We start from the raw sequence: 20,622 nt of genomic DNA on the forward strand, positions 1-20,622 counted from the left end.
CCGCCGCCGGCCCCCCCCCCCCCCGCGGTTTTCCCCCCCCACCCTGTTTCTCACCCCCCCCCCCCCCCCAACGCCGCCGGTCGTCGTCCGGGCCCGCCGCAGGCCGGCCAGTTCTTATGAAACAGGCCCTAGCGTCCCGTGCTGGGGTCCGGCACGGTCACCCGCGCCGGGGTCCGTGCCCCGAAGACGGTGGCGACCAGATCGCTCACCGCGTGCACCCCCACATCGATCCCCTTGCCGGGTGGCAGTTGGTACATGACGGCGACGACGTAGCGCTGGTCGTCGCCGGCGAACCCCACGGTGTTGGTGACCCAGTGCTCCCCGCCCGGGTCCGGCTCGATCGACCAGCCGTCCTTGGTGCCGGGGTGCTTGTCGCTGCCGGCCGCCCAGACACCCCAACGCTGGATCGAGCCGACCGAACGCATCGCGCCGACGATGTAGGCCCGGTCGGTCGGGTCGAGGTCGTCCAGCACGTACGACATCAACCGCTGCAGATCCTCAGCCGTGCACTTGAGGTGACCCCAGAAGCGCGCGTAGCCGGCGACGGTGGTCAGCCCGGTCATGCCGTAGCGCTGCTGAAAGCGTTTGAGCTGTCCGTCCCGGCCGTAGCGGTTCCACAGAGCGGTGGCCGCGTCGTCGGAGGAGAAGTTCAGCATGTCGGCGATCTGTCGACGGGCGGCGCTGTCGAGCGTGATCTCCCCCGCCCGTGAGCGCTCCAGCAGCCCGACGACCATCGCGAGTTTGATGGTGGAGGCCGTCCAGATCGGATGATCGGTGGTCCCCGCCCGCCAGGAAGTGCCGGTGCGCCGGTCCCGTACCAGGATTCCGAGCACCCCCGGCTTGCTCTTCAGGAGGGTGGCCGCCGCCGCGAAACGGCGGCGTTGGGCCTCGTCCGCGCTGCCCGTGCCGGGTTGCCGGCCCCCGGCCGGGCCGAGCCCACTCGTCGACCGCGGCTCGGCGGTCCCCGGAGCCGACGACGAGTCGCGCGAAGCGGGCGAGCCGGTCGGATCGGGCGAACAGCCGGCCAGCACGAGCACCGCCACCAGGGCCGCGAGGAGCCGCGTCGACCGCAGGGCTCGTCGTGGCGGCGCAGGTCGCCGCGGCCGGGCGACCCGGCGGCCACCGCCATTGAACAACTGGGCGCTTGTCACGGCGGCCGATCATAGCCGCGTCGCACGTCAGACGGGGTGACCCGCAGAGCGCGTGAATTGCGATCGGCCCCCACGGCCTCGGCAACGGCTGTGGGGGCCGATCAGCGACGAGTGCGCGTGGCTCGCACAATCGAGGGGTGCGGACCGGTCGGGCCGGACGTCGACCGCGCCACCCGAAGACGGGCCGGCGCCACGGCCTGGCGGCCAGTAACCGCAGTCGTACGCTAGCGAATCGACGCAACTCGACGCAAGAGTCTCCACAGCGGACGCCTTCGGACGCCGCCCGCACGGGTTCGGCGATTGGCCGGCGGTGAGGCAGTTTCGACATGGTGAACGACGGATGGCACGCTGTCCGCCGTGAGTTTCGATCTGAGTGTGTGGGCCCTGGAGGACGGGGCGACGCCCGAGGACGTGCGGGCAGCGGTCGAGGGTTGCCGGCAGGGGCGGCACGTGGACCGATACCCGGACCCGCGCGTCGTCGGCTTCTACCGGGCGATCACCGCGTCCTATCCGGACCGTCACCCCGGCCCGGACAGCCCGTGGGCGGTCGCGCCGCTGCACGCCGCCCACGATCACGTCGAGCTGAACCTGCACCCGACCTGCCCGGACCAGGTGCTGCTCGACATCGAGCGGCTGGCCGGCGAGCACGGGCTGATGCTCTTCGACGCCCAGGACGGTTCGGTCTACCCGCCCCCGGTCCGGTTGCCGAACTGACCGTTCCCGGGGCGGAACACCTCCCGGCGTACGACGAAGGGGCCCGGCGCTGTCGCCGGGCCCCCCGTGGTGCTGTCGTCCGCGCCGCCACCTGTCGCGTGGCGGCCGCTAACTACTCGTCGCGCAGGTCGGCCGCGCTGGCGGCGGTCGCGCCGATCGAGTCGGCCGCCGAGGTCAGCAGATCGGCGCCGAGCGCCTGGTCGACGGTGAGGGTCATCAGCGTCTCGCCGCCCGCCTCGCGCCGGGCCACCTGCATCGCGGCGATGTTGATGCCCGACTCGCCGAGCAGCGTACCGACGGTGCCGACGACGCCCGGGCGGTCCGCGTACCGCAGGAACAGCAGGATGCCCTCCGCGGCGATCTCCACGTCGAAGCCGTCCACTTCGGTCAGCCGCGGGACGTCGCGGCTGCCCGCGTGGGTGACCGTCCCGGAGACGCTCACCGCCCGGCCATCCGGCAGGGCACCGCGCACCGTGACCAGGAGAGGCTGGTCGGCGGTCTCGGCCTGACTGTCCAGAGTGACCTCGACGCCGCGCTCGGCGGCCAGGTGCGGGGCGTTGACGTAGGTGACCTGGTCCTCGACCACCGAGCTGAACAGGCCCTTCGTCGCGGCCAGCTTGAGCACCGACACGTCGTGGCCGACGACCTCACCGCGAACCTCGACGGTGACGTTGGCCGCGACCCCACCGGCGACGGCGGTGAAGGCCCGGCCCAGCTTCTCGGCCAGCGGCAGCAGCGGGCGGACGTCCTCGGCGACCACGCCGCCGGCCTGGACGTTGACGGCGTCCGGCACGAACTCGCCCTGCAGCGCCAGCTTCACGCTCTTGGCAACCGCCAGACCGGCCTTGTCCTGCGCCTCGTGGGTCGAGGCGCCCAGGTGCGGGGTGGCCACCACGTTGTCGAAGGCGAACAGCGGCGAGGAGGTGCAGGGCTCCTTGGAGTACACGTCGACGCCGGCGCCGGCGACCCGCCCCTCGGCGATGGCGTCGGCGAGCGCCTGCTCGTCGACCAGGCCACCGCGGGCGGCGTTCACGATGCGGACGCTGGGCTTGACGAGCGCCAGCTCCTTCTCGCCGATCAGGCCGACCGTCTCCGGGGTCTTCGGCAGGTGGATCGAGATGAAGTCGCTCTCGCGCAGCAGCTCCTCCAGCCCGACCAGCCGTACGCCGAGCTGCGCCGCCCGAGCCGGCTGGATGTACGGGTCGTACGCGATCAGTCGGGTGCCGAACGCGGCGATGCGCTGCGCGAAGAGCACCCCGATGCGGCCGAGCCCGACCACACCGACGGTCTTGCCCTGCACCTCGACGCCCGTGTACTTGGACCGCTTCCACTCGCCCGCCTTGAGCGCCGCGCTGGCGCTGGCGGTGTTGCGGGCGACGGCGAGCAGCAGTGCGACGGCCTGCTCGGCGGCGGAGACGATGTTCGAGGTGGGTGCGTTGACGACCATCACGCCCCGCGCGGTGGCCGCCGGCACCTCGACGTTGTCGAGCCCGACGCCCGCGCGGGCGACCACCTTGAGCCGCGGTGCGGCGGCGACCGCCTCGGCGTCGATCTGGGTCGCGCTGCGCACGATGACGGCGTCGGCCTCGGAGAGCGCCGAGAGCAGGGCCGGACGGTCGGTGCCGTCGACGTGACGGACGTCGAAGTCGTGGGCGAGCACCTCGATGGCGGCGGGGGCGAGTTCTTCGGCGATCAGTACGACAGGATTCATCGGTCCTCGTAGAGGTCGTGTTTGCGATCGGCGCGGGTGGCGGGGCGCCGCACTGCACCCCGTGCTGATCCGTGCCGTGGCCGTCAGGTGCCGGCTCAGCGCACCTACCCGCGATCGTAGGGGCCGCGCTGGCCGGCGTGTTCCGGTCTGCGGGGTGAGTGCCCTCACACGCCCGGACAAGCGACCGACATCAACCGTTCACCACCCCGAAACCCCACCCACCCCGCCCCCCTACACCCCTCCGTCCCCGCGATCTTGCACTTTCTGCGGCGACCTACGGGGCCAACCCCCACAAATCGCCATCCGAAAGTGCAAGATCGACGAGGGCTCGGAGCGAGCCCCGGGCGCGCGCTGGGGAGAGCGCGGCCCGGGGCTGGGTGATCCGTTTTTCGGGGTGGCGTCAGGCGGTTTCGGTGATCGGGCGGTCGACCCAGCTCATCATGCCGCGCAGCTTCCTACCGGTCTCCTCGATCGGGTGCGCCGCGCCCTCGGCCTGCCACTTGGTGAAGTTGGGGCGGCCGGCCTCGTCCTCGGCGACCCACTCACGGGCGAACTCGCCGGACTGGATCTCGCCCAGGATCTTGCGCATCTCATCCTTGACGCGGGAGTCGATGATGCGCGAGCCCCGGGAGAGGTCGCCGTACTCGGCGGTGTCGGAGATGCTGTACCGCATCTTCGCGATGCCGCCCTCGTACATCAGGTCGACGATCAGCTTCAGCTCGTGCAGGCACTCGAAGTAGGCGACCTCCGGGGCGTAACCCGCCTCGGTGAGCACCTCGAAACCGGTCTGCACCAGCGCCGAGGCACCGCCGCAGAGCACCGCCTGCTCGCCGAAGAGGTCGGTCTCGGTCTCCTCGGTGAAGGTGGTCTTGATCGCGCCGGCCCGGGTGCCGCCGATCCCCTTGGCGTACGCGAGGGCGAGGGCGAACGCGGTGCCGGTGGCGTCCTGCTCGACGGCGACCAGACAGGGCACACCCTTGCCGTCGACGTACTGGCGACGCACCAGGTGGCCGGGGCCCTTGGGGGCGACCATGGCCACGTCCACCTCGGCCGGCGGCTTGATCAGGCCGTACCGGATGTTGAAACCGTGGCCGAAGAAGATCGCCTTGCCGGGGGCCAGGTGCGGCTCGATCGACTCGGCATAGATCTTGCGCTGGGCGGTGTCCGGCGCAAGCACCATGATCACGTCCGCCTCGGCCGAGGCCGCCGCCGGCGTGAGCACCCGAAGGCCCTGCTCCTCGGCCTTGGGACGGCTCTTCGAGCCCTCCGGCAGACCGATCACCACGTCGACGCCGGAGTCACGCAGCGACAGCGCGTGGGCGTGCCCCTGGCTGCCGTAGCCGATCACCGCGACCTTCTTGGCCTGGATCAGGCCGAGGTCGGCATCGTCGTCGTAGTACACCTCAACGCTCATGAGAACTTCCCTTTCGTACGACGGCCTGAGTGCCCGTCGTGGTCTTTGCGGATGGGTCAGGCGGCCCGCAGCGCGGGACCGGCGGTGATCGAACGCGAGCCGCGCCCGATGGCCACCAGCCCGGACTGGACCATTTCCTTGATGCCGAAGGGCTCGAGGTCGCGCAGCAGCGCGTCGAGCTTGTCCGGCGTGCCGGTGGCCTCGATGGTCAGCGTGTCCGGTGCGACGTCCACCACCCGGGCCCGGAACAGGTTGACGGTCTCGAGCACCTGGGACCGGGCGGCCCGGTCGGCGCGGACCTTCACCAGCAGCAACTCCCGGGCGACCGAGACCTGCGGATCCAACTCAACGATCTTGAGTACGTTGACCAGCTTGTTGAGCTGCTTGGTGACCTGCTCCAGCGGGGACGAGTCCGCGTTCACCACGATGGTGATCCGGGAGACGTCCGGGTTCTCGGTCTCGCCGACGGCGAGGCTGTCGATGTTGAAACCGCGGCGGGAGAACAGGCCGGACACCCGGGCGAGGACGCCCGGCTTGTTCTCCACGAGCACGGACAGAGTGTGCATGGTCATGCCACGACCTCGCTTCGCTCGGTCGAGGCATCGGCCTTGATGATTCGTGCGCTTCGCTCACTCATGGTCAGATGTCATCCTCGTCGAAGACCGGGCGGACGCCGCGGGCGAACATGATCTCGTCGTTACTGGTGCCGGCAGCGACCATCGGCCAGACCATGGCGTCCTTGCCGACCACGAAGTCGATCACCACCGGGACGTCGTTGATCTCCATGGCGGCGGCGATGGTCTTGTCCACGTCCTCGGCGGTCTCGCAGCGCAGCCCGACGCAGCCCAGCGCCTCGGCGAGCTTGACGAAGTCGGGGATCCGGTGCTTGTGCGTGCCCAGCTCGGTGTTGGAGTAGCGCTCGTTGTAGAAGAGCGTCTGCCACTGCCGGACCATGCCGAGGTTGCCGTTGTTGATGACGGCGATCTTGACCGGGATGCCCTCCAGCGCGCAGGTCGCCAACTCCTGGTTGGTCATCTGGAAGCAACCGTCACCGTCGATCGCCCACACCACCGCGTCCGGCTTGCCGACCTTCGCGCCCATGGCCGCCGGCACCGCGTAGCCCATGGTGCCGAGGCCGCCGGAGTTCAACCAGGTGTACGGCTTCTCGTAGGAGATGAACTGGGACGCCCACATCTGGTGCTGCCCCACCCCGGCCACGAAGATCGTGTCGGGGCCGACGATCTCTCCCAACCGCTTGATCACGTACTGCGGGGAGAGCGTGCCGTCGGACGGCTCGTCGTAGCCCAGCGGATAACGGTTACGCAGGTCGTCGAGCTGGGTCCACCAATCCTTCAGGTCGGTGACCCGCCCCGCCGCACGCTCGACGGTGACCGCCGCGATCAGCTCGTCGATGACGTGCTTGGCGTCACCGACGATCGGGACGTCCGCGTGCCGGTTCTTGCCGATCTCGGCGGGGTCGATGTCGGCGTGCACCACCGCCGCGTCCGGCGCGAACGAGTCGAGCTTGCCGGTGACCCGGTCGTCGAACCGCGCGCCCAGCGCGACGATCAGATCGGCCTTCTGGAGGCCGTACACGGCGGCGACGGTGCCGTGCATGCCGGGCATGCCCAGGTGCTGCGGGTGCGAGTCGGGGAACGCGCCGAGCGCCATCAGCGTGGTGATGACCGGGATGCCGGTCAGGTCGGCGAGCCGACGCAGCCCCTCGGTGGCGCCGGCCTTGAGCACCCCGCCGCCCACGTAGAGCACCGGCCGCCGGGCACCGGCCAGCAACCGGGCCGCCTCGCGGATCTGCTTGCCGTGCGGGTGCAGGGTGGGCCGGTAGCCGGGCAGGTCCAGCGTGGGCGGCCAGGTGAAGGTGGTCGACGCCTGGAGCACGTCCTTGGGGATGTCGACCAGCACCGGGCCGGGCCGGCCGGTGCTGGCCAGGTGGAACGCCTCGGCCAGCACCTGCGGGATCTCCTCGGCGGTCTGCACGAGGAAGTTGTGCTTGGTGATCGGCAGCGTGATGCCCTGGATGTCCGCCTCCTGGAAGGCGTCGGTGCCGATCGACGGGCGAGCCACCTGCCCGGTGATCGCCACCATCGCGACCGAGTCCATGTACGCGTCGGCGATCGGCGTCACCAGGTTGGTCGCGCCCGGGCCGGAGGTGGCGATGCAGACGCCGACCTTGCCGGTGGCCTGCGCGTACCCGGTCGCCGCGTGACCGGCACCCTGCTCGTGGCGGACCAGGATGTGCCGGACGGTGGAGTCGTAGAGCGGGTCGTACGCCGGCAGGATCGCGCCGCCCGGGATGCCGAAGACGACGTCGACGTCGAGCGCCTCAAGGGACCGCACCAGCGAGCCGGCACCGGAGACCTCTGCCGGGGCGGATGTCCGTACGGCCGGGACTGCCGGCGTGGCCGCGGCGCGGGTGGCGGGGTCGGCGGCGCCGGCCGGGTCGGCGGTCGCGCGGGCCCGCCGGGCGGTGTGGGCGAGGGTCTCGGGCGTTGGTCTCGTCATGGTGGTTCTGGCCTTCGGCTGGAGTGGCTGGGGCTTGTTCAGCGATGCGACGTGGGCGTGGGCCCGTCGCGACAGGTTCCGACGGCAATAAAAACGGCCCTCGTGCAGATGCACGGGGCCAGCGCACTCTCGACGGAGGAGAGTGCGCTCAGATAAGTACTCGCAGCGACCGGTACGACGACATGCGGCTAAGCCTGACGCATCTCACGCGATGAGTCAACTGATCCCACATGTTGGTTAACGGACGGCGGCGCGTCGGCCGACGCCGCGCCGCCGCCAGGGGGCATGACCTGCCCGGACCCGCCGGGTGCGCGGCGCTGGACGGGCACCGGACCGGGCCGCGCGCCCGGCGAGGTGGCCGCCTCCAGCATCGCCTCCAGGTGCTCCGCGGGCACCCCCCAGCCGAACAGCGCTCCCTGACCGAACCGGCAGCCCGCGGCGACCACCGCGGCCAGCTCCGTCGGCGTGGTGACGCCCTCGGCGATGACCTCCATGCCCAGCTGGTGGCCCAGCCGCATGACGATGTCGACCATGGGCGCGAACGCCGGACCGTCCTTGCCCACCGGGCGGACCGGCTCGTGCTCGGCCACCAGGCTGTGGTCGATCTTCAGGATGTCGATGGGGAGCCGGCGTAGCTGCCCCAGCGACGAGTACCCGGCGCCGAAGTCGTCCAGCGCGATCCGTACGCCGGTCAGCCGCAGCGCGGTCAACCGCCGGATCAGCTCGTCCAGATCGGTGGCGACCGCGTGCTCGGTGACCTCCAGCACCAACCGCTGCGGCGGTACGTGGTGGGCGCGCAGGGCCTCGGCGACCTGGACCACGTACTCCGGGGCGTGCAGCTCGCGCGGCGAGACGTTCACCGAGACCCACACGTCGTGCCCGTCGGCCAGCCAGCGCGAGAGCTGGTAGCAGGCCTGGTGCAGCACCCAGGCGCCGAGTGTGGAGATCATCCCGCACTCCTCGGCGAGGGGGATGAACTCGTCCGGGCGGACGTTGCCCAGCTCGGGGTGGTGCCAGCGGAGCAACGCCTCGGCGCCGACCGGCCGGACCGACGGCAGCGACGCCACCGGCTGGAAGGCGAGCCGCAGCTCGTCGCGGTCGATAGCGCCCCGCAACTCGTGCTCCACGGTGGTACGGCGGCGCAACAACTGGTCGTACGCCGCGTCGTAGCGCTCGATCCGGTTCTTGCCGCGTTGCTTGGCGTAGCGCAGCGCCAGGTCGGCGTGGCGCAGCAGCAACTCCACGTCCGGCTCGGCGGCCCACCCGGCCACGCCGATGCTCACGGAGAGGAAGACCGGGCCCTCCGGCTGGTCGTACGGGCGGTTCAGCACCCCGAGCAGCCGCTCGGCCACCCGGTCCGCCTCGGCGGGGCGGGCCGGCATGAGCACGGCGAACTCGTCGCCGCCGAGCCGGGCCGCCACGTCGCCCGGACGCAGGTTGCCGCGCAGCCGACGGCCCACCTCGGCCAGCACCGCGTCACCCACGTCGTGGCCGCGCATGTCGTTGACGTTCTTGAAGCCGTCCAGGTCCAGACCGAGCAGGACGCACGGCGTGCCCGCCGCCGCGCCGTCGTGCAGCGCCCGCAGCAGCCCGCGCCGGTTGGCCAGCGACGTCAACGGGTCGGTGTGCGCCAGCTCACGGAAGTGCGCCTCCCGCTCGACCAGGCGGCCGGCGTAGTCCCGGACGTCCTTGAGGGTGAGGTACTGCCGCGCCACCAGGGCGAAGCCCTCCACGCTGCCGGCGAGGATGCCCGGCGCGGTGAAGCGGCCGTCCTGGAGCAGGTGGTACATCGCCGAGGCCGCCATCGCCAGCATCGGGGCGAGGGCGTACTCACCGTCCCGACCGATGAGGTCCAGCGCGACCTCCCCCGGCTGATCGGCCCGGCGCACCTCGAGCGCGACGGCCAGCAGGCCGGCCGACAGCAGCGCCGCGCCGGCGAGCGCCATGGTCGGCCCGGACTGGCAGAGCCCCGCGCTCAGGCCCAGCCCGCCGCAGCTCACCGCGGTGATGCCGGTCGCGAGCACGGCCAGCCGGCGACGCGGCGCGGCGGCCCGAAAGACGACGATCACGGCGAGGCCGGCCCCGAGCGCGGCGCTCACCGTCGTCACCAGGATCGCCGGGCAGGCCATCGGAGTGGCGGCGCCGAGCAGCCGGGTCGGCTCGGAGAAGAGCACCCAGCCGACGAACCACAGCGCCGCCGCCACGGTGACGCCGTCCAGCGCGAGCCGGGCGGTCCCCGCGGCGGTGGCCGCGACGCCCGGCAGCCGGAGCAGACCGGCCGCGAAGGCCAGCCCGGCCAGCGCCGTACCGATCGCCGTGGCGGTGGCCCATCCGGTCCGCTGGCCCTGCTCGTGTGCCCAGTGGTCGCTCGCCGAGAGCACCGCCACCACCCCGGCCAGCAGGCTGACCAGGGAAACCCCGGCGGCGCCCGCGAGCAGCACGTGCGCCGGTCGGCGCGGCCCGGTCCGCTGCCCGACGACCATGGTGAGCAGCGCGGTGGCCACGGCCGCGACCAGCCCGCTCAGCGCCGCGACGGCGACCATGCCCGGGGGGAGATGCACGACAACAAGAGTGCCGGATGAGCGCACGTCGCGGGAGACCGGATGTGCATCTGTTGGGACACGGGCCCTCTACCGCGGGGTCCCGCGCGGCGGCGGTGTCATGCTGGTACGCATGCCTGAGCTGCGATCGAGGACGTCCACACACGGTCGGACGATGGCCGGCGCCCGGGCCCTCTGGCGGGCCACCGGGATGACCGACGACGATTTCGGCAAGCCGATCGTCGCCATCGCCAACAGTTTCACCCAGTTCGTGCCGGGTCACGTACACCTCAAGGACATGGGCGGCCTGGTCGCCGACGCGGTGGCCGAGGCCGGCGGCGTCGGCCGGGAGTTCAACACGATCGCGGTCGACGACGGCATCGCGATGGGCCACGGCGGCATGCTCTACTCCCTGCCCAGCCGCGAGTTGATCGCCGACGCGGTGGAGTACATGGTCAACGCGCACTGCGCGGACGCCCTGGTCTGCATCTCGAACTGCGACAAGATCACTCCCGGCATGCTGCTGGCCGCGCTGCGCCTCAACATCCCGACCGTCTTCGTCTCCGGCGGCCCGATGGAGGCCGGCAAGACGGCGGCGATCGAGGGCATCGTGCACAGCAAGATCGACCTGATCGACGCGATGATCGCGTCCTCGAACGAGGCGGTCACCGACGCGCAGCTCGGCGAGATCGAGCGCTCCGCCTGCCCGACCTGCGGCTCCTGCTCCGGCATGTTCACCGCCAACTCGATGAACTGCCTCACCGAGGCCATCGGGCTCGCGCTCCCCGGCAACGGTTCGACCCTCGCCACCCACGCCGCGCGCCGGTCGCTGTTCGTCGAGGCCGGCCGGACCGTCGTCGACATCGCCAAGCGGTGGTACGACGGCGACGACGAGTCGGTGCTCCCCCGCACCGTCGCGTCCAAGGCCGCCTTCGAGAACGCCGTCGCCCTCGACGTGGCCATGGGCGGCTCCACCAACACGGTGCTGCACCTGCTCGCCGCCGCCCGCGAGGCGGAACTCGACTTCGGCGTCGCCGACATCGACGCCATCTCCCGGCGGGTGCCCTGCCTGGCGAAGGTGGCTCCGAACTCCCCGAAGTACCACATGGAGGACGTGCACCGCGCCGGTGGCATCCCGGCGATCCTCGGTGAGCTGGACCGGGGCGGGCAGCTCAACCGGGACGTGCACGCCGTGCACTCCCCCTCGCTGGCCCAGTGGCTGACCGACTGGGACGTGCGCGGTGGCTCGCCGACGCCGGAGGCGGTCGAGCTGTTCCACGCCGCGCCGGGCGGGGTGCGTACCGTGGAGCCCTTCTCCACCACCAACCGCTGGTCGTCACTCGACACCGACGCCGCCGAGGGCTGCATCCGCGACCGCGAGCACGCGTACTCCGCCGACGGCGGCCTGGCCATCCTGCACGGCAACCTGGCCCCGGAGGGCTGCGTCGTGAAGACCGCCGGCGTGCCGGACGACTGCCTGACGTTCCGCGGCCCGGCGAAGGTGTACGAGTCGCAGGACGACGCCGTCACCGCGATCCTCGCCAAGGAGGTCGTCGCCGGGGACGTCGTGGTGATCCGCTACGAGGGCCCCAAGGGCGGCCCGGGCATGCAGGAGATGCTCTACCCCACCTCGTTCCTCAAGGGTCGCGGGCTGGGCCGGTCCTGCGCGCTGCTCACCGACGGCCGCTTCTCCGGCGGCACGTCCGGCCTCTCCATCGGGCACGCCTCCCCCGAGGCCGCCTCCGGCGGCCTGATCGCCCTGGTCCGCGAGGGCGACGAGATCGTCATCGACATCCCGGCCCGGTCGATCGAGCTGAACGTGCCGGAGGACGAGCTGGAGGCACGACGGGTGGCCGAGGAGAAGCGCGACCGGCCGTACACCCCGACCGATCGCCAGCGTCCGGTGTCGGCGGCGCTGCGCGCGTACGCCTCGATGGCCACCTCGGCCAGCGACGGCGCCTACCGCCGCGTCCCCGAGTAAGCCGCGCGGCGGCTCGGCGGCTCGGCTGCTTGATCAACTCGACTTCGCCGATGTCGCGGTATCCCTGTCGACGGGATGCCGCGACATCGGCGATCTCGTGTCGATCAAGGCCGCGGACACACCGCACGCCCCTTCGCAAGATCGCGTCAGGTCCCGTCCTGTGCCCCGCTGCGTTGCTCGCGTAGCTGATTGAGCATGGCGGTGTCGGATGCCAAATCCGGGTGGTCGACCTGGCGGTCGAGGTCGACGACGAGTTCGAGCTCACGGATCGCCGCGTCGAGGTTCCCCACCGCCCGATGGATCATCCCTATGTTGAATCGGGTGACTGCCTCGGCGGCACGATCGCCCACCTCCACTTGGAGAGACAGAGCCTGCGCGTAGTAGGCCAGCGCCTGCTCGGCATCCCCACGCTGGTAATACACCAAGCCGAGGTTGTTCAGAGTGGCCGCCTCACCGACACGATCGCCCACCTCGCGCCGGATGGGCAGCGCCTGCGCGTAGTAGGCCAGCGCCCGCTCCCCATCGCCGCGACTGTCATACACGGCACCGATGTTGTTCAGAGTGGTCGCCTCGCCAGCATGATCGCCCACCTCGCGTCGGATGGGTAGCGCCTGCCCGTAGTAGCCCAACGCCCGCTCCCCATCCCCGCTCCTGTCATACAGGTAGCCAATGTTGTTCAGGTTGGCCGCCTCGCCAGCACGATTTCCCACCTCCCGTTGAATGGGTAGAGCCTGCTCGTAGTAGGTCAGCGCCCGGTCCCTGTTCCCGAGACTGTCGTACACGACGCCGATGCTGTTCAGCGTGGCCGCCTCGTTGCCGCGATTGCCGGCTTTGCGATACAGGCGCAGGGCCCGCTCGTAGCTGGCGAGGGCCTGCCGGGGCTGCCCCGTCGCGGCCTGCGTCCACCCCAGGTCGTAGAACGAACCGGCGTCCGGGCCGAGAGTCAGCGTCGCGCTGGCCAGCGCCGCGACGTCCGCGAACCGCGACCGGCGCAGCCACACCCTCGACACCAGATCGCCGACGTGCTGGGCGATGGCCAGCTCCCGGCCCGCCACCGCGAGCCGGTGCACCTCCACCCACCGGGTGTTCACGACGTGGACCCGGATGCCGCCGCGTCGACGACCCAGATGTTGTAGAGGCTGCGGGCCGCGGCGGCACAGGCCTCGGCGTACTCGTCGTCGGTGAGCAGAGGACGGATGAGCGGGCGCAGGACGTTGGAGACGAAGTACCGGGGATGACTGGTTTCCGGGTCGGTGCCCTCTTCGAGCAGGCCGAGTTGGACGGCACGCTCGACGTGCCGGTCGGCGTCGGGGTGGTCGTGGACGGCCCGGACGGTCTCGGCGGGTACGGGCAGTTCGATGACGTTGACCTTGGCGAGCATCCGTTGCAGTTCCCGGTCCTGCGAGCCGAGCAGGTTCTTGGCGAGGATGGTTTCGCGGCGGAACTTGTCGGTCTCCCGTTCGATGGCACCGATGAGACCGTCGACGTCGAGGGTGCCGTCGCCGACGATCAGGTCGAGCCAGTCGAGCAGGCGAGGGTTGCCGGCCGCGGCCTGGACGGCGCGCTCACGGATGTCCGGGTCGATGGAGGATCGCGGACGCAGGTTCGGCAGGTTGGCGAGCTTCTTGGCCTGCTCGGTCGGGTTGAGGGTTTCGAGCGACTCGACCACGGCGGTTCCGGCCGGGGTCGGGAAGCGGTAGCGGCTCGTGATCACCACTCGGCTGGGGCTGCCGGTCTCGCGAATGGCCTTGAGCAAGGCCGGAAGGATCTCTGCCAGCTCGGCCGAGAGCACGTGCCCGCCGTCGCGCTCGTCGAGGTTGCCTTCCTCGAAGTCGTCGAAGACGAACAGGCAGGCGGTCTGCCCGAGTGGCCCGTCGACGTCGAGCAGGTGCCGGAGGCGTACGACGAGGGGCGCCTCGTCGTTGGCCAGCAGCCGGTCCGCCTCGACCTGTTGTTCCAGGGTGGGGAATGACACCTTGGTGGCGAGGTCGCGGAAGCTGGTCAGGTCGACCCGGCCGTACCAGACGGCACGCTGGTGGTTGGGCATGCGTTCCAGCAGCCGGGAGGCGAGGCTGCTCTTGCCGAGACCACCCATGCCCTGCAGGATCAGGGCCGCGCCCGCGCTGCCCGTAGGGCTTCTGAGGGTACGTAGGCAGCGCTGGATGACGCGCCGTCGTCCGACGAAAGCGGCGCGGGGGGCGACCCGGGACAGGTGGGTCTGTGGGTCCAGGAAATCCTGCTCGGCGGGGCGGATCCGGGTCCGCGCACGCCCCCTGGTGTGCAGGGGCGTGACCATGGGGGCGAGTGGCGATCGGTCGGCGTAGACGCGCAGCAGGTGCCAGTTACCGTGCTGGCGCGCGTACAGCTGCTGCCGGGCCTCGACGATGGCCCGGTCGAGGGGCACCCCGTCCGCCAGGGACCGGTAGAGCTCGGCGGCGAACTCGGTGGCGGCGAGGTCGCTCACCGGCAGCGCCCATCCCAGGACGGCGGGGGCGCCGGCGTCGACCAGGCTCTCACTCATCGAGGGGAACGCGCCGGAGTGGGGAGCGTTCCCGGTCAGGCAGCCGGAGACGAAGATCAGGCGGGGCCAGTGCCCGGCCATCGCCTGGACGATCTGGTCGGCGTTGGCGTCGACGCGCGCGCCGAACTCGTCCTCCATCAGGAAGACGGGCTTGCCATCCAGGTTGATCGTGGCGTGGCCGCTCAGGTGCAGGACGTCGAAGTATCCCGCGCCGTAGTCCCGGGTGAGCAGGCGCAGCCCTTCCAGCGTTCCACTCTCCTCGACGACCAGTTCGGCGCCGGTGCGGGCGGTGGCCTCCAGGATCGCGGCCTCCTCGGCCTCGTACCTCAGTTCGGGTTCGACGCCCTCGGGGGAGGTGGCCATGAACAGCACGCGCAGAGGCCGGTTCGCCGGACCGACCAGGCCCCTGCGGACGGTGTCGTTGCCCGCGGCCCGCACCGGCAACAGCGGCGCCGAGCCGGAGATGGCGAGGTGCGCACCGTCCGCGGCGAGCAGTTCCCAGGGCAGGTGCCGTAGTCGCCCCGCGCCGGTGATCCGCAGCGTGGCGCCGGGAGGCTGTTGGAGGATCGGTGTCAACCACCGCTCGTCACCGTCGAGGAGAGTGGCAAGCCGCGTCCCGAGATCGCGAAGCTGCGGCGAGCCGAAGACCTGTTGGACGATTGAGTGCTGGCTGTAGTGGCGATCCACGCGCTCGATCAACTGGTCGATGGCGGCCTGGTCCAGCCCACGGGTCTTGGGCCGCTCCCCACCGGTCGACAGCCGCAACTCCGAGTAGTCCGATGTCCGCTCGAAGATCTCCAGCTCATGGGTGTTCAGGTCACCCGCCACAGTGGTCTCCTTCCCAGCCGCAGTCCCCATCGCTCACCGTGCTCCGGTCTGCGCTATCTGAGCGAGGATCATTCGGAACCGGTCCAGCTCTGGATGATTCGTCTGCTCGGCCAGAACGACCGCGCGACGCAGGTACCCGGTGGCCTGGTCCACGTGCGCCATCTTCAGCAGCAGGAGGGCCATGTTCGCGCTGACCGTCGCCTCGGACCTACGGTCGCCGACGATGCGGAGGGTCTCGAGAACCTCGGTGAACATGTCCTTCGTGCCAACGAGATCGCCCTGTTGGAGTCGAATCGACGCCATGTTGTTGAGGGTGTTCGCCTCGCCCAGCCGGTCACCGATCGCACGGGCGATGGACAGCGCCTGCCCGTAGTAGGACAGCGCCCGCTCCGCGTCTCCGCGCCGGGCGTACACGAGGCCGATGTTGCTGAGGGTGTTCGCTTCGCCGAACCGGTCACCGACCTCACGGGCGATGGGCAGCGCCTGCGTGTAGTAGGACAGCGCCCCGTCCCCATCCCCCCGATCGGAGAGCACGAGACCGATGTTGTTGAGGGTGGCCGCCTCGCCGTTGCGGTCGCCGACCTCCCGCCGAATGGGGAGGGCCTGCGCGTAGTGGATCAGAGCCTGCTCCCCGTCCCCGCGTCGGGCGTACACGTAGCCGATGTTGTTGAGGGTGACCGCCTCGCCGACCCGGTCGCCAACCTCGCGTTGGATGGGCAGGGCACGCGTGTAGTGGGCCAGCGCCCGCTCCCGATCGCCCTGGTTGTCGTACACGAAGCCGATGTTGCTGAGGGTGGCCGCCTCGCCCTCCCGGTTGCCGACCTCGCGTTGAATGGGTAGGGATTGCCCGAAGTAGGACAGCGCGTCGTCCCACTCCCCGAGCCGGTCGTGCAGATGGCCGATGTTGTTGAGGGTGCCCGCCTCGCCGTCCCGGTCGCCAACCTCGCGGGCGATCGCCAGCGCCTCCTCGTAGTGGGCCAGCGCCCGCTCCCCGTCCCCGAGCCGGTCGTACGTGGCGCCGATGTTGTTGAGGGTGCCCGCCTCGTCGTTCCGGTCGCCGGCCTCGCGGTACAGGTGCAGGGCCTGCTCCTGACTGGCCAGGGCCTGCCAGGGCTGTCCCGTCACGTACTGCGCGTGCCCCAGGTGGTAGTAGGCGTCGGCGTCCGGGCCGAGAGTCAGGGTCGCCGTCGCCAGCGCCGCCACGTCGGCGAACCGCGACCGGCGCACCCACGCCCTCGACACCAGGTCACCGACGTCCCGGGCGATCTCCGGCTCCCGGCCCGCCACTGCCAGGCGGTGCACCTCCGCCCACCGGGCGACCGTCTGCGTCGGCGACCCCGGTTGCCCGGCCGGCCGGGCGTCGGCCGCCGGGTGTGGTCCGTCCGTCAACCCAGCACCTCCCGGGCCCGTCCGCCGATGGATGGTCACCATTCTTGGTGCTGAACGCCACCCCCGCTGCCGCCAGGACAGTCCAGGATCCGACACCAGTGCCCGCCACCGCGGCCACCGGGACCGTCACTCCCCGCGATCTTGCACTTTCGGTGCCGACACAAGGGGTATCTCACCCCATGTCGACAACAGAAACCGCAAGATCGGCGGGACGGTGGGGTGGGACCGGGGTCAGGTCAGGTCAGGTCGTTGACCGCGCGGAGCACGGGGCGGGTGGTCAGGGACGCCGGGTCCAGGGGCGCCTCGGACCGGACGGTGAACGTGGCCGACTCACCCGGCAGCAGAGTGACCAGGGCCTCGTCCACAGTGGCCGCCGGGTCCAACCGGTCCGGAAAGAGGGTCAGGTCGCGCAGCACCGTGCGCGCGGTCACCCGGACCCGCTGGCCGCCGTCGACCGGCTCGACCGTCGCGTCCCAGGCCGCCGTCGGCCACGGCACGTCCCGGTCCTCGGCGAAGAACCACAGCGCACGCTCCGCCGTGCCGCCGGCCTCCGCGACCAGCAGCTCACGGCGGCTCTCGTCCGGCCGCGCCAGGTCCGCCGGCAGCGCCAGCACGACCGAGGAGTACGCCGGGACGTCGAGGTGGACCGAGGTCTTCGCCCTCGGCTCCCCGGTGAGGGTGACGCGGGTGACCGTGGCCGGCACGGTCCACGCCTCGCCGGTCTCGTTCACCGCGACCAGCGCCAACCCACCGCCACCAGCCAGCACACCGCCACCAGCCGGCCCGCCGTCGCGGGGTTGCACGGTGAGCAGGCGGTCGGCGTACGCGTGGCGCAGCGCGTACCACAGGGGTTTACGGCGGCCGTCGCCGTCGACGGCCGACCAGGAGGTCACCGGCCAGCAGTCGTTGAGCTGCCAGACGATCGTGCCGGCGCAGACGTCGCGGTGGGAGCGGAAGTGCTCCACCCCGAGCTGGATGGCCCGCGCCTGGTTGAGCTGCGTGAGGTAGTGCCAGTCGTCGAAGTCGGCCGGTACGGGCAGGTGGGCGTCGAGGCCCCGCTGGAGCTTGGCGTCACCGCCAGCCGCCTTCTGGTGGTGGGCCATGCCCGGCGAGTTGGGTGCGAGCGGTTCGTCACTGAGCGCGCGTCGCAGCGTGGCGTACGTGGGCGGCGCCTGGTAGCCGAACTCGGCCACGAAGCGCGGCACGTACTCGCGGTACTTCGGGTAGTCGTCGGTGTTCCACACGTCCCAGATGTGGGTGGTGCCGTGCGCCGGGTCGTTCGGGTGGATGGTCTCGCTTCCCGACCAGGGGCTGCCCGGCCAGTACGGGCGGGTCGGGTCCAGCTCGCCGACGGTGCGGGGCAGTACGTCGAGGTAGTAGCCGCGTCCCCAGGTGCGCCCGGCCAGGGCTTCCTGCCAGCCCCAGTCGTGCCAGCCCCAGATGTTCTCGTTGTTGCCGGTCCAGAGCACCAGCGACGGGTGCGGCGTCAGGCGGGTCACCTGCTCGGCGGCCTCGGCGGCCACCTCGGTGGCGAACGGCTCCTCCTCGGGGTACGCGGCGCAGGCGAAGAGGAAGTCCTGTTGGACGAGCAGGCCGCGTTCGTCGGCCAGGTCGTAGAAGGCCTCCGACTCGTACCGGCCGCCACCCCAGACGCGCAGCAGGTTGACGTTGGCGGCGGCGGCCTGGTCGAACCGGTCGGCGAGCCGGTCGCGCGTGATCCGGGTGGGGAACGCGTCGTCGGGGATCCAGTTGACGCCCCGGACGAAGACCGGCACGTCGTTGACCGAGAGCGCGAACGGGGTGCCGTGCTCGTCGGGCGTGGTGTCCAGTCGGACGGAGCGGAAGCCGATCCGCCGGGACCAGGTGTCCAGGGTGTCGCCGTCCGGCGCGTGCAGGGTGACGTCCAGCAGGTGGCGGGCCTGTTCGCCGTACCCCCGGGGCCACCAGAGCGTGGGCTCGCGGACGGCGAGGGTCAGCACGGCCGTGCGCTGGCCGGCCTCGACGACGGCCTCGGCGCGGACGCCGCCGACGGCGACCCGGACGGTCAGCGGGACGTCGGCGACCCGCTCGACCTCGACGTGCACCTCGACCCGGCCGTCGCGGCCGTCGAGGGTGACCAGCGGACGGACGCTGGCCAGCCGGGCGGTGGACCAGGCGTGCAGGCCGATGTCCTGCCAGATTCCGGCGGTGACCAGCGTCGGCCCCCAGTCCCAGCCGAAGTTGCAAGCCATCTTACGGACGAACTGGAAGGGCTCCGGGTACGCGTTGGGTCGGTCGCCGAGTCGGTCGCGCTGCGCCTCGGCGTAGCGGTACACGGAGTCGAACGCGACGGTCAGCTCGTTGTCGCCGGCGCGCAGCAGCGCGCGGACGTCGAACCGGTAGCCGCGGTGCATGTTCTCGGTGCGGCCGACCTCAACGCCGTTGACGCTGACGGTGGCGACGGTGTCCAGGCCGCCGCAGACCAGGTCGATCCGGTCGTGGTCGCCGGCCGGCGGACGGAAGGTCGTCCGGTAGCGCCAGTCGGCGCGGCCGATCCAGGCCAGCGACGACTCGTTGTCGTCGAGGTACGGGTCGGGGATCAGCCCGGCATCGAGCAGGTCGGTGTGGACACACCCGGGCACGGTCGCCGGTACGGTCCGGTCGGCGACCTCCGCGGGCACGTCCACGTCGGACATCGCCCGCAGCGTCCAGCCGTCGTGCAGGGCCTGTCGGCTCACGATTCACCGCACCTTCGTGATCGAGACGTTAGCTGAACCGGATAAGCTCAGCCACCGTACGATCCGACCTCCGGGGTGTCAAAGCCCCTGAACCGCTAAGGAGCACGCGGTGAAGCGGCCGACAATCGCGGACGTCGCCCGACGGGCGGGGGTGTCCAAGGGCGCCGTGTCGTACGCGTTGAACGGGCAGCCCGGCGTCTCCGAGGCCACCCGGCAGCGCATCCTCGCCATCGCCACCGAGATCGGGTTCAGTCCGAGCAGCGCCGCGCGGGCACTCTCCGCCGCCACCGCCCGGGCCGTCGGCCTGGCCCTGTGCCGCCCCGCGCGGACGCTGGGCGTGGAACCGTTCTTCATGGCGCTGATCAGCGGTGTGGAGGCCGAACTGTCGGCCCGCTCGTACGCGCTGACGTTGCAGGTGGTGGCCGATCACGACGCCGAGATCGCCGTCTACCGGCGGTGGTGGGGCGAGCGCCGGGTGGACGGGGTCCTCGTCTGCGACCTGCGCACCGACGACGAGCGCATCCCCGCCCTGGAACAACTGCGCCTGCCGGCCGTGGTCATCGGCGGGCCGGGCGGCACCGGGGAGTTGGCCAGCCTCTTCTCGGACGACGCGGCGGCGCTGACCGAGGCCGTGGAGTACCTGGTCGCGCTCGGGCACCGCCGGATCGCCCGGGTCGCCGGCCTGCCCGACCTGCGGCACACCCAGATCCGTACCGACGCCTTCGCGGCGGTGTGCCGGCGTCTCGGCCTCTCCGACACGGTCACCGTCTTCTCCGACTACACCGGCGAGGAGGGCGGGCGGGCCACCCGACGACTGCTCAGCGCCACCTCCCGGCCCACCGCGGTCATCTACGACAACGACGTGATGGCCATCGCAGGACTCTCGGTGGCCCAGGAGATGGGCCTGACCGTGCCGGCCGACCTGTCCATCGTGGCCTGGGACGACTCGCCGCTGTGCCGGCTGGTGCACCCGCCGTTGACGGCCCTGGGCCGCGACATCTCCGCGTACGGGGCGCACGCGGCCCGCCACCTGCTCGGCGTCATCGCGGGCGAGCCGGCGACCCGGTTGCGGGACGAGACACCGCAGTTGACCCCGCGCGGCAGCACGGCACCACCCCGGGACAGGTGAACCGGTT

Annotated in this window: 13 protein-coding genes; 3 read left to right on the top strand and 10 right to left on the bottom strand. The window is 71.4% G+C overall.

The window, feature by feature from the left end:
• Window positions 1–128: 128 nt before the first annotated feature.
• On the bottom strand, window positions 129–1,151 hold the full coding sequence (locus AB0J36_RS24265; protein WP_357127350.1) for a hypothetical protein: 1,023 nt from the start codon (window positions 1,149–1,151) through the stop codon (window positions 129–131).
• Between the two features lie 357 nt (window positions 1,152–1,508).
• Between AB0J36_RS24265 and AB0J36_RS24270 the strand changes: the two genes are divergently transcribed.
• On the top strand, window positions 1,509–1,865 hold the full coding sequence (locus tag AB0J36_RS24270) for a hypothetical protein (RefSeq protein WP_357127353.1): 357 nt from the start codon (window positions 1,509–1,511) through the stop codon (window positions 1,863–1,865).
• A 112-nt stretch (window positions 1,866–1,977) separates the two neighbouring features.
• Here the strand turns inward: AB0J36_RS24270 and serA are convergent, their stop codons facing one another.
• The 5 genes from serA to AB0J36_RS24295 all read right to left on the bottom strand — a co-directional run bounded on the left by serA (window position 1,978) and on the right by AB0J36_RS24295 (window position 10,071).
• Entirely contained in the window at window positions 1,978–3,576 is a 1,599-nt protein-coding gene (serA, locus tag AB0J36_RS24275; RefSeq protein WP_357127356.1) for a phosphoglycerate dehydrogenase, read from the bottom strand.
• Window positions 3,577–3,976: 400 nt separating this feature from the next.
• Window positions 3,977–4,990, bottom strand: a complete 1,014-nt coding sequence (gene ilvC, locus AB0J36_RS24280; RefSeq protein ID WP_357127359.1) for a ketol-acid reductoisomerase — start codon at window positions 4,988–4,990, stop codon at window positions 3,977–3,979.
• Between the two features lie 56 nt (window positions 4,991–5,046).
• Window positions 5,047–5,562, bottom strand: a complete 516-nt coding sequence (gene ilvN / locus AB0J36_RS24285; protein WP_355052170.1) for an acetolactate synthase small subunit — start codon at window positions 5,560–5,562, stop codon at window positions 5,047–5,049.
• 67 nt (window positions 5,563–5,629) lie between these two features.
• A complete protein-coding gene (locus tag AB0J36_RS24290; RefSeq protein ID WP_357127363.1) occupies window positions 5,630–7,510 on the bottom strand; it encodes an acetolactate synthase large subunit in 1,881 nt (626 codons plus the stop codon).
• A 188-nt stretch (window positions 7,511–7,698) separates the two neighbouring features.
• Entirely contained in the window at window positions 7,699–10,071 is a 2,373-nt protein-coding gene (locus AB0J36_RS24295; RefSeq protein WP_357394058.1) for an EAL domain-containing protein, read from the bottom strand.
• Between the two features lie 112 nt (window positions 10,072–10,183).
• Here AB0J36_RS24295 and ilvD point away from each other — a divergent pair, with 112 nt between their 5' ends.
• A complete protein-coding gene (gene ilvD / locus AB0J36_RS24300; RefSeq protein WP_357394060.1) occupies window positions 10,184–12,031 on the top strand; it encodes a dihydroxy-acid dehydratase in 1,848 nt (615 codons plus the stop codon).
• A gap of 146 nt (window positions 12,032–12,177) precedes the next feature.
• Here the strand turns inward: ilvD and AB0J36_RS24305 are convergent, their stop codons facing one another.
• From AB0J36_RS24305 to AB0J36_RS24320, 4 genes are all read right to left on the bottom strand, one after another.
• Window positions 12,178–13,122 carry a tetratricopeptide repeat protein gene (locus tag AB0J36_RS24305; protein ID WP_357394062.1) on the bottom strand — a complete coding sequence of 315 codons (945 nt, stop codon included), beginning with the start codon at window positions 13,120–13,122 and terminating at the stop codon, window positions 12,178–12,180.
• Complete coding sequence (locus tag AB0J36_RS24310; protein ID WP_363661143.1) at window positions 13,119–15,380, bottom strand: CHAT domain-containing protein; 2,262 nt, start codon at window positions 15,378–15,380, stop codon at window positions 13,119–13,121. The genes AB0J36_RS24305 and AB0J36_RS24310 overlap by 4 nt, the downstream gene beginning before the upstream one ends.
• 33 nt (window positions 15,381–15,413) lie before the next feature.
• A complete protein-coding gene (locus AB0J36_RS24315) occupies window positions 15,414–16,769 on the bottom strand; it encodes a tetratricopeptide repeat protein (protein WP_357127378.1) in 1,356 nt (451 codons plus the stop codon).
• Window positions 16,770–17,005: 236 nt separating this feature from the next.
• Window positions 17,006–19,444, bottom strand: coding sequence for a glycoside hydrolase family 2 protein (locus AB0J36_RS24320; RefSeq protein ID WP_363661150.1), 2,439 nt, complete (start codon window positions 19,442–19,444; stop codon window positions 17,006–17,008).
• A gap of 151 nt (window positions 19,445–19,595) precedes the next feature.
• On the opposite strand from AB0J36_RS24320, the gene AB0J36_RS24325 reads away from it, so the two are divergent.
• Window positions 19,596–20,615: a LacI family DNA-binding transcriptional regulator gene (locus AB0J36_RS24325; protein ID WP_357173203.1), complete on the top strand. Its 1,020-nt coding sequence runs from the start codon at window positions 19,596–19,598 to the stop codon at window positions 20,613–20,615.
• Window positions 20,616–20,622 lie beyond the last annotated feature (7 nt).

It is taken from the genome of Micromonospora sp. NPDC049662, from assembly GCF_040675055.1.
Taxonomy (GTDB): domain Bacteria; phylum Actinomycetota; class Actinomycetes; order Mycobacteriales; family Micromonosporaceae; genus Micromonospora.

Excerpts from the sequence above, each read along its gene's own strand:
- AB0J36_RS24320 (WP_363661150.1), bottom strand. The coding sequence starts at position 19,444 with ATGTCCGACGTGGACGTGCCCGCGGAGGTCGCCGACCGGACCGTACCG.
- AB0J36_RS24290 (WP_357127363.1), bottom strand. The coding sequence starts at position 7,510 with ATGACGAGACCAACGCCCGAGACCCTCGCCCACACCGCCCGGCGGGCC.
- serA (WP_357127356.1), bottom strand. The coding sequence starts at position 3,576 with ATGAATCCTGTCGTACTGATCGCCGAAGAACTCGCCCCCGCCGCCATC.
- ilvC (WP_357127359.1), bottom strand. The coding sequence starts at position 4,990 with ATGAGCGTTGAGGTGTACTACGACGACGATGCCGACCTCGGCCTGATC.
- ilvN (WP_355052170.1), bottom strand. The coding sequence starts at position 5,562 with ATGACCATGCACACTCTGTCCGTGCTCGTGGAGAACAAGCCGGGCGTC.
- ilvD (WP_357394060.1), top strand. The coding sequence starts at position 10,184 with ATGCCTGAGCTGCGATCGAGGACGTCCACACACGGTCGGACGATGGCC.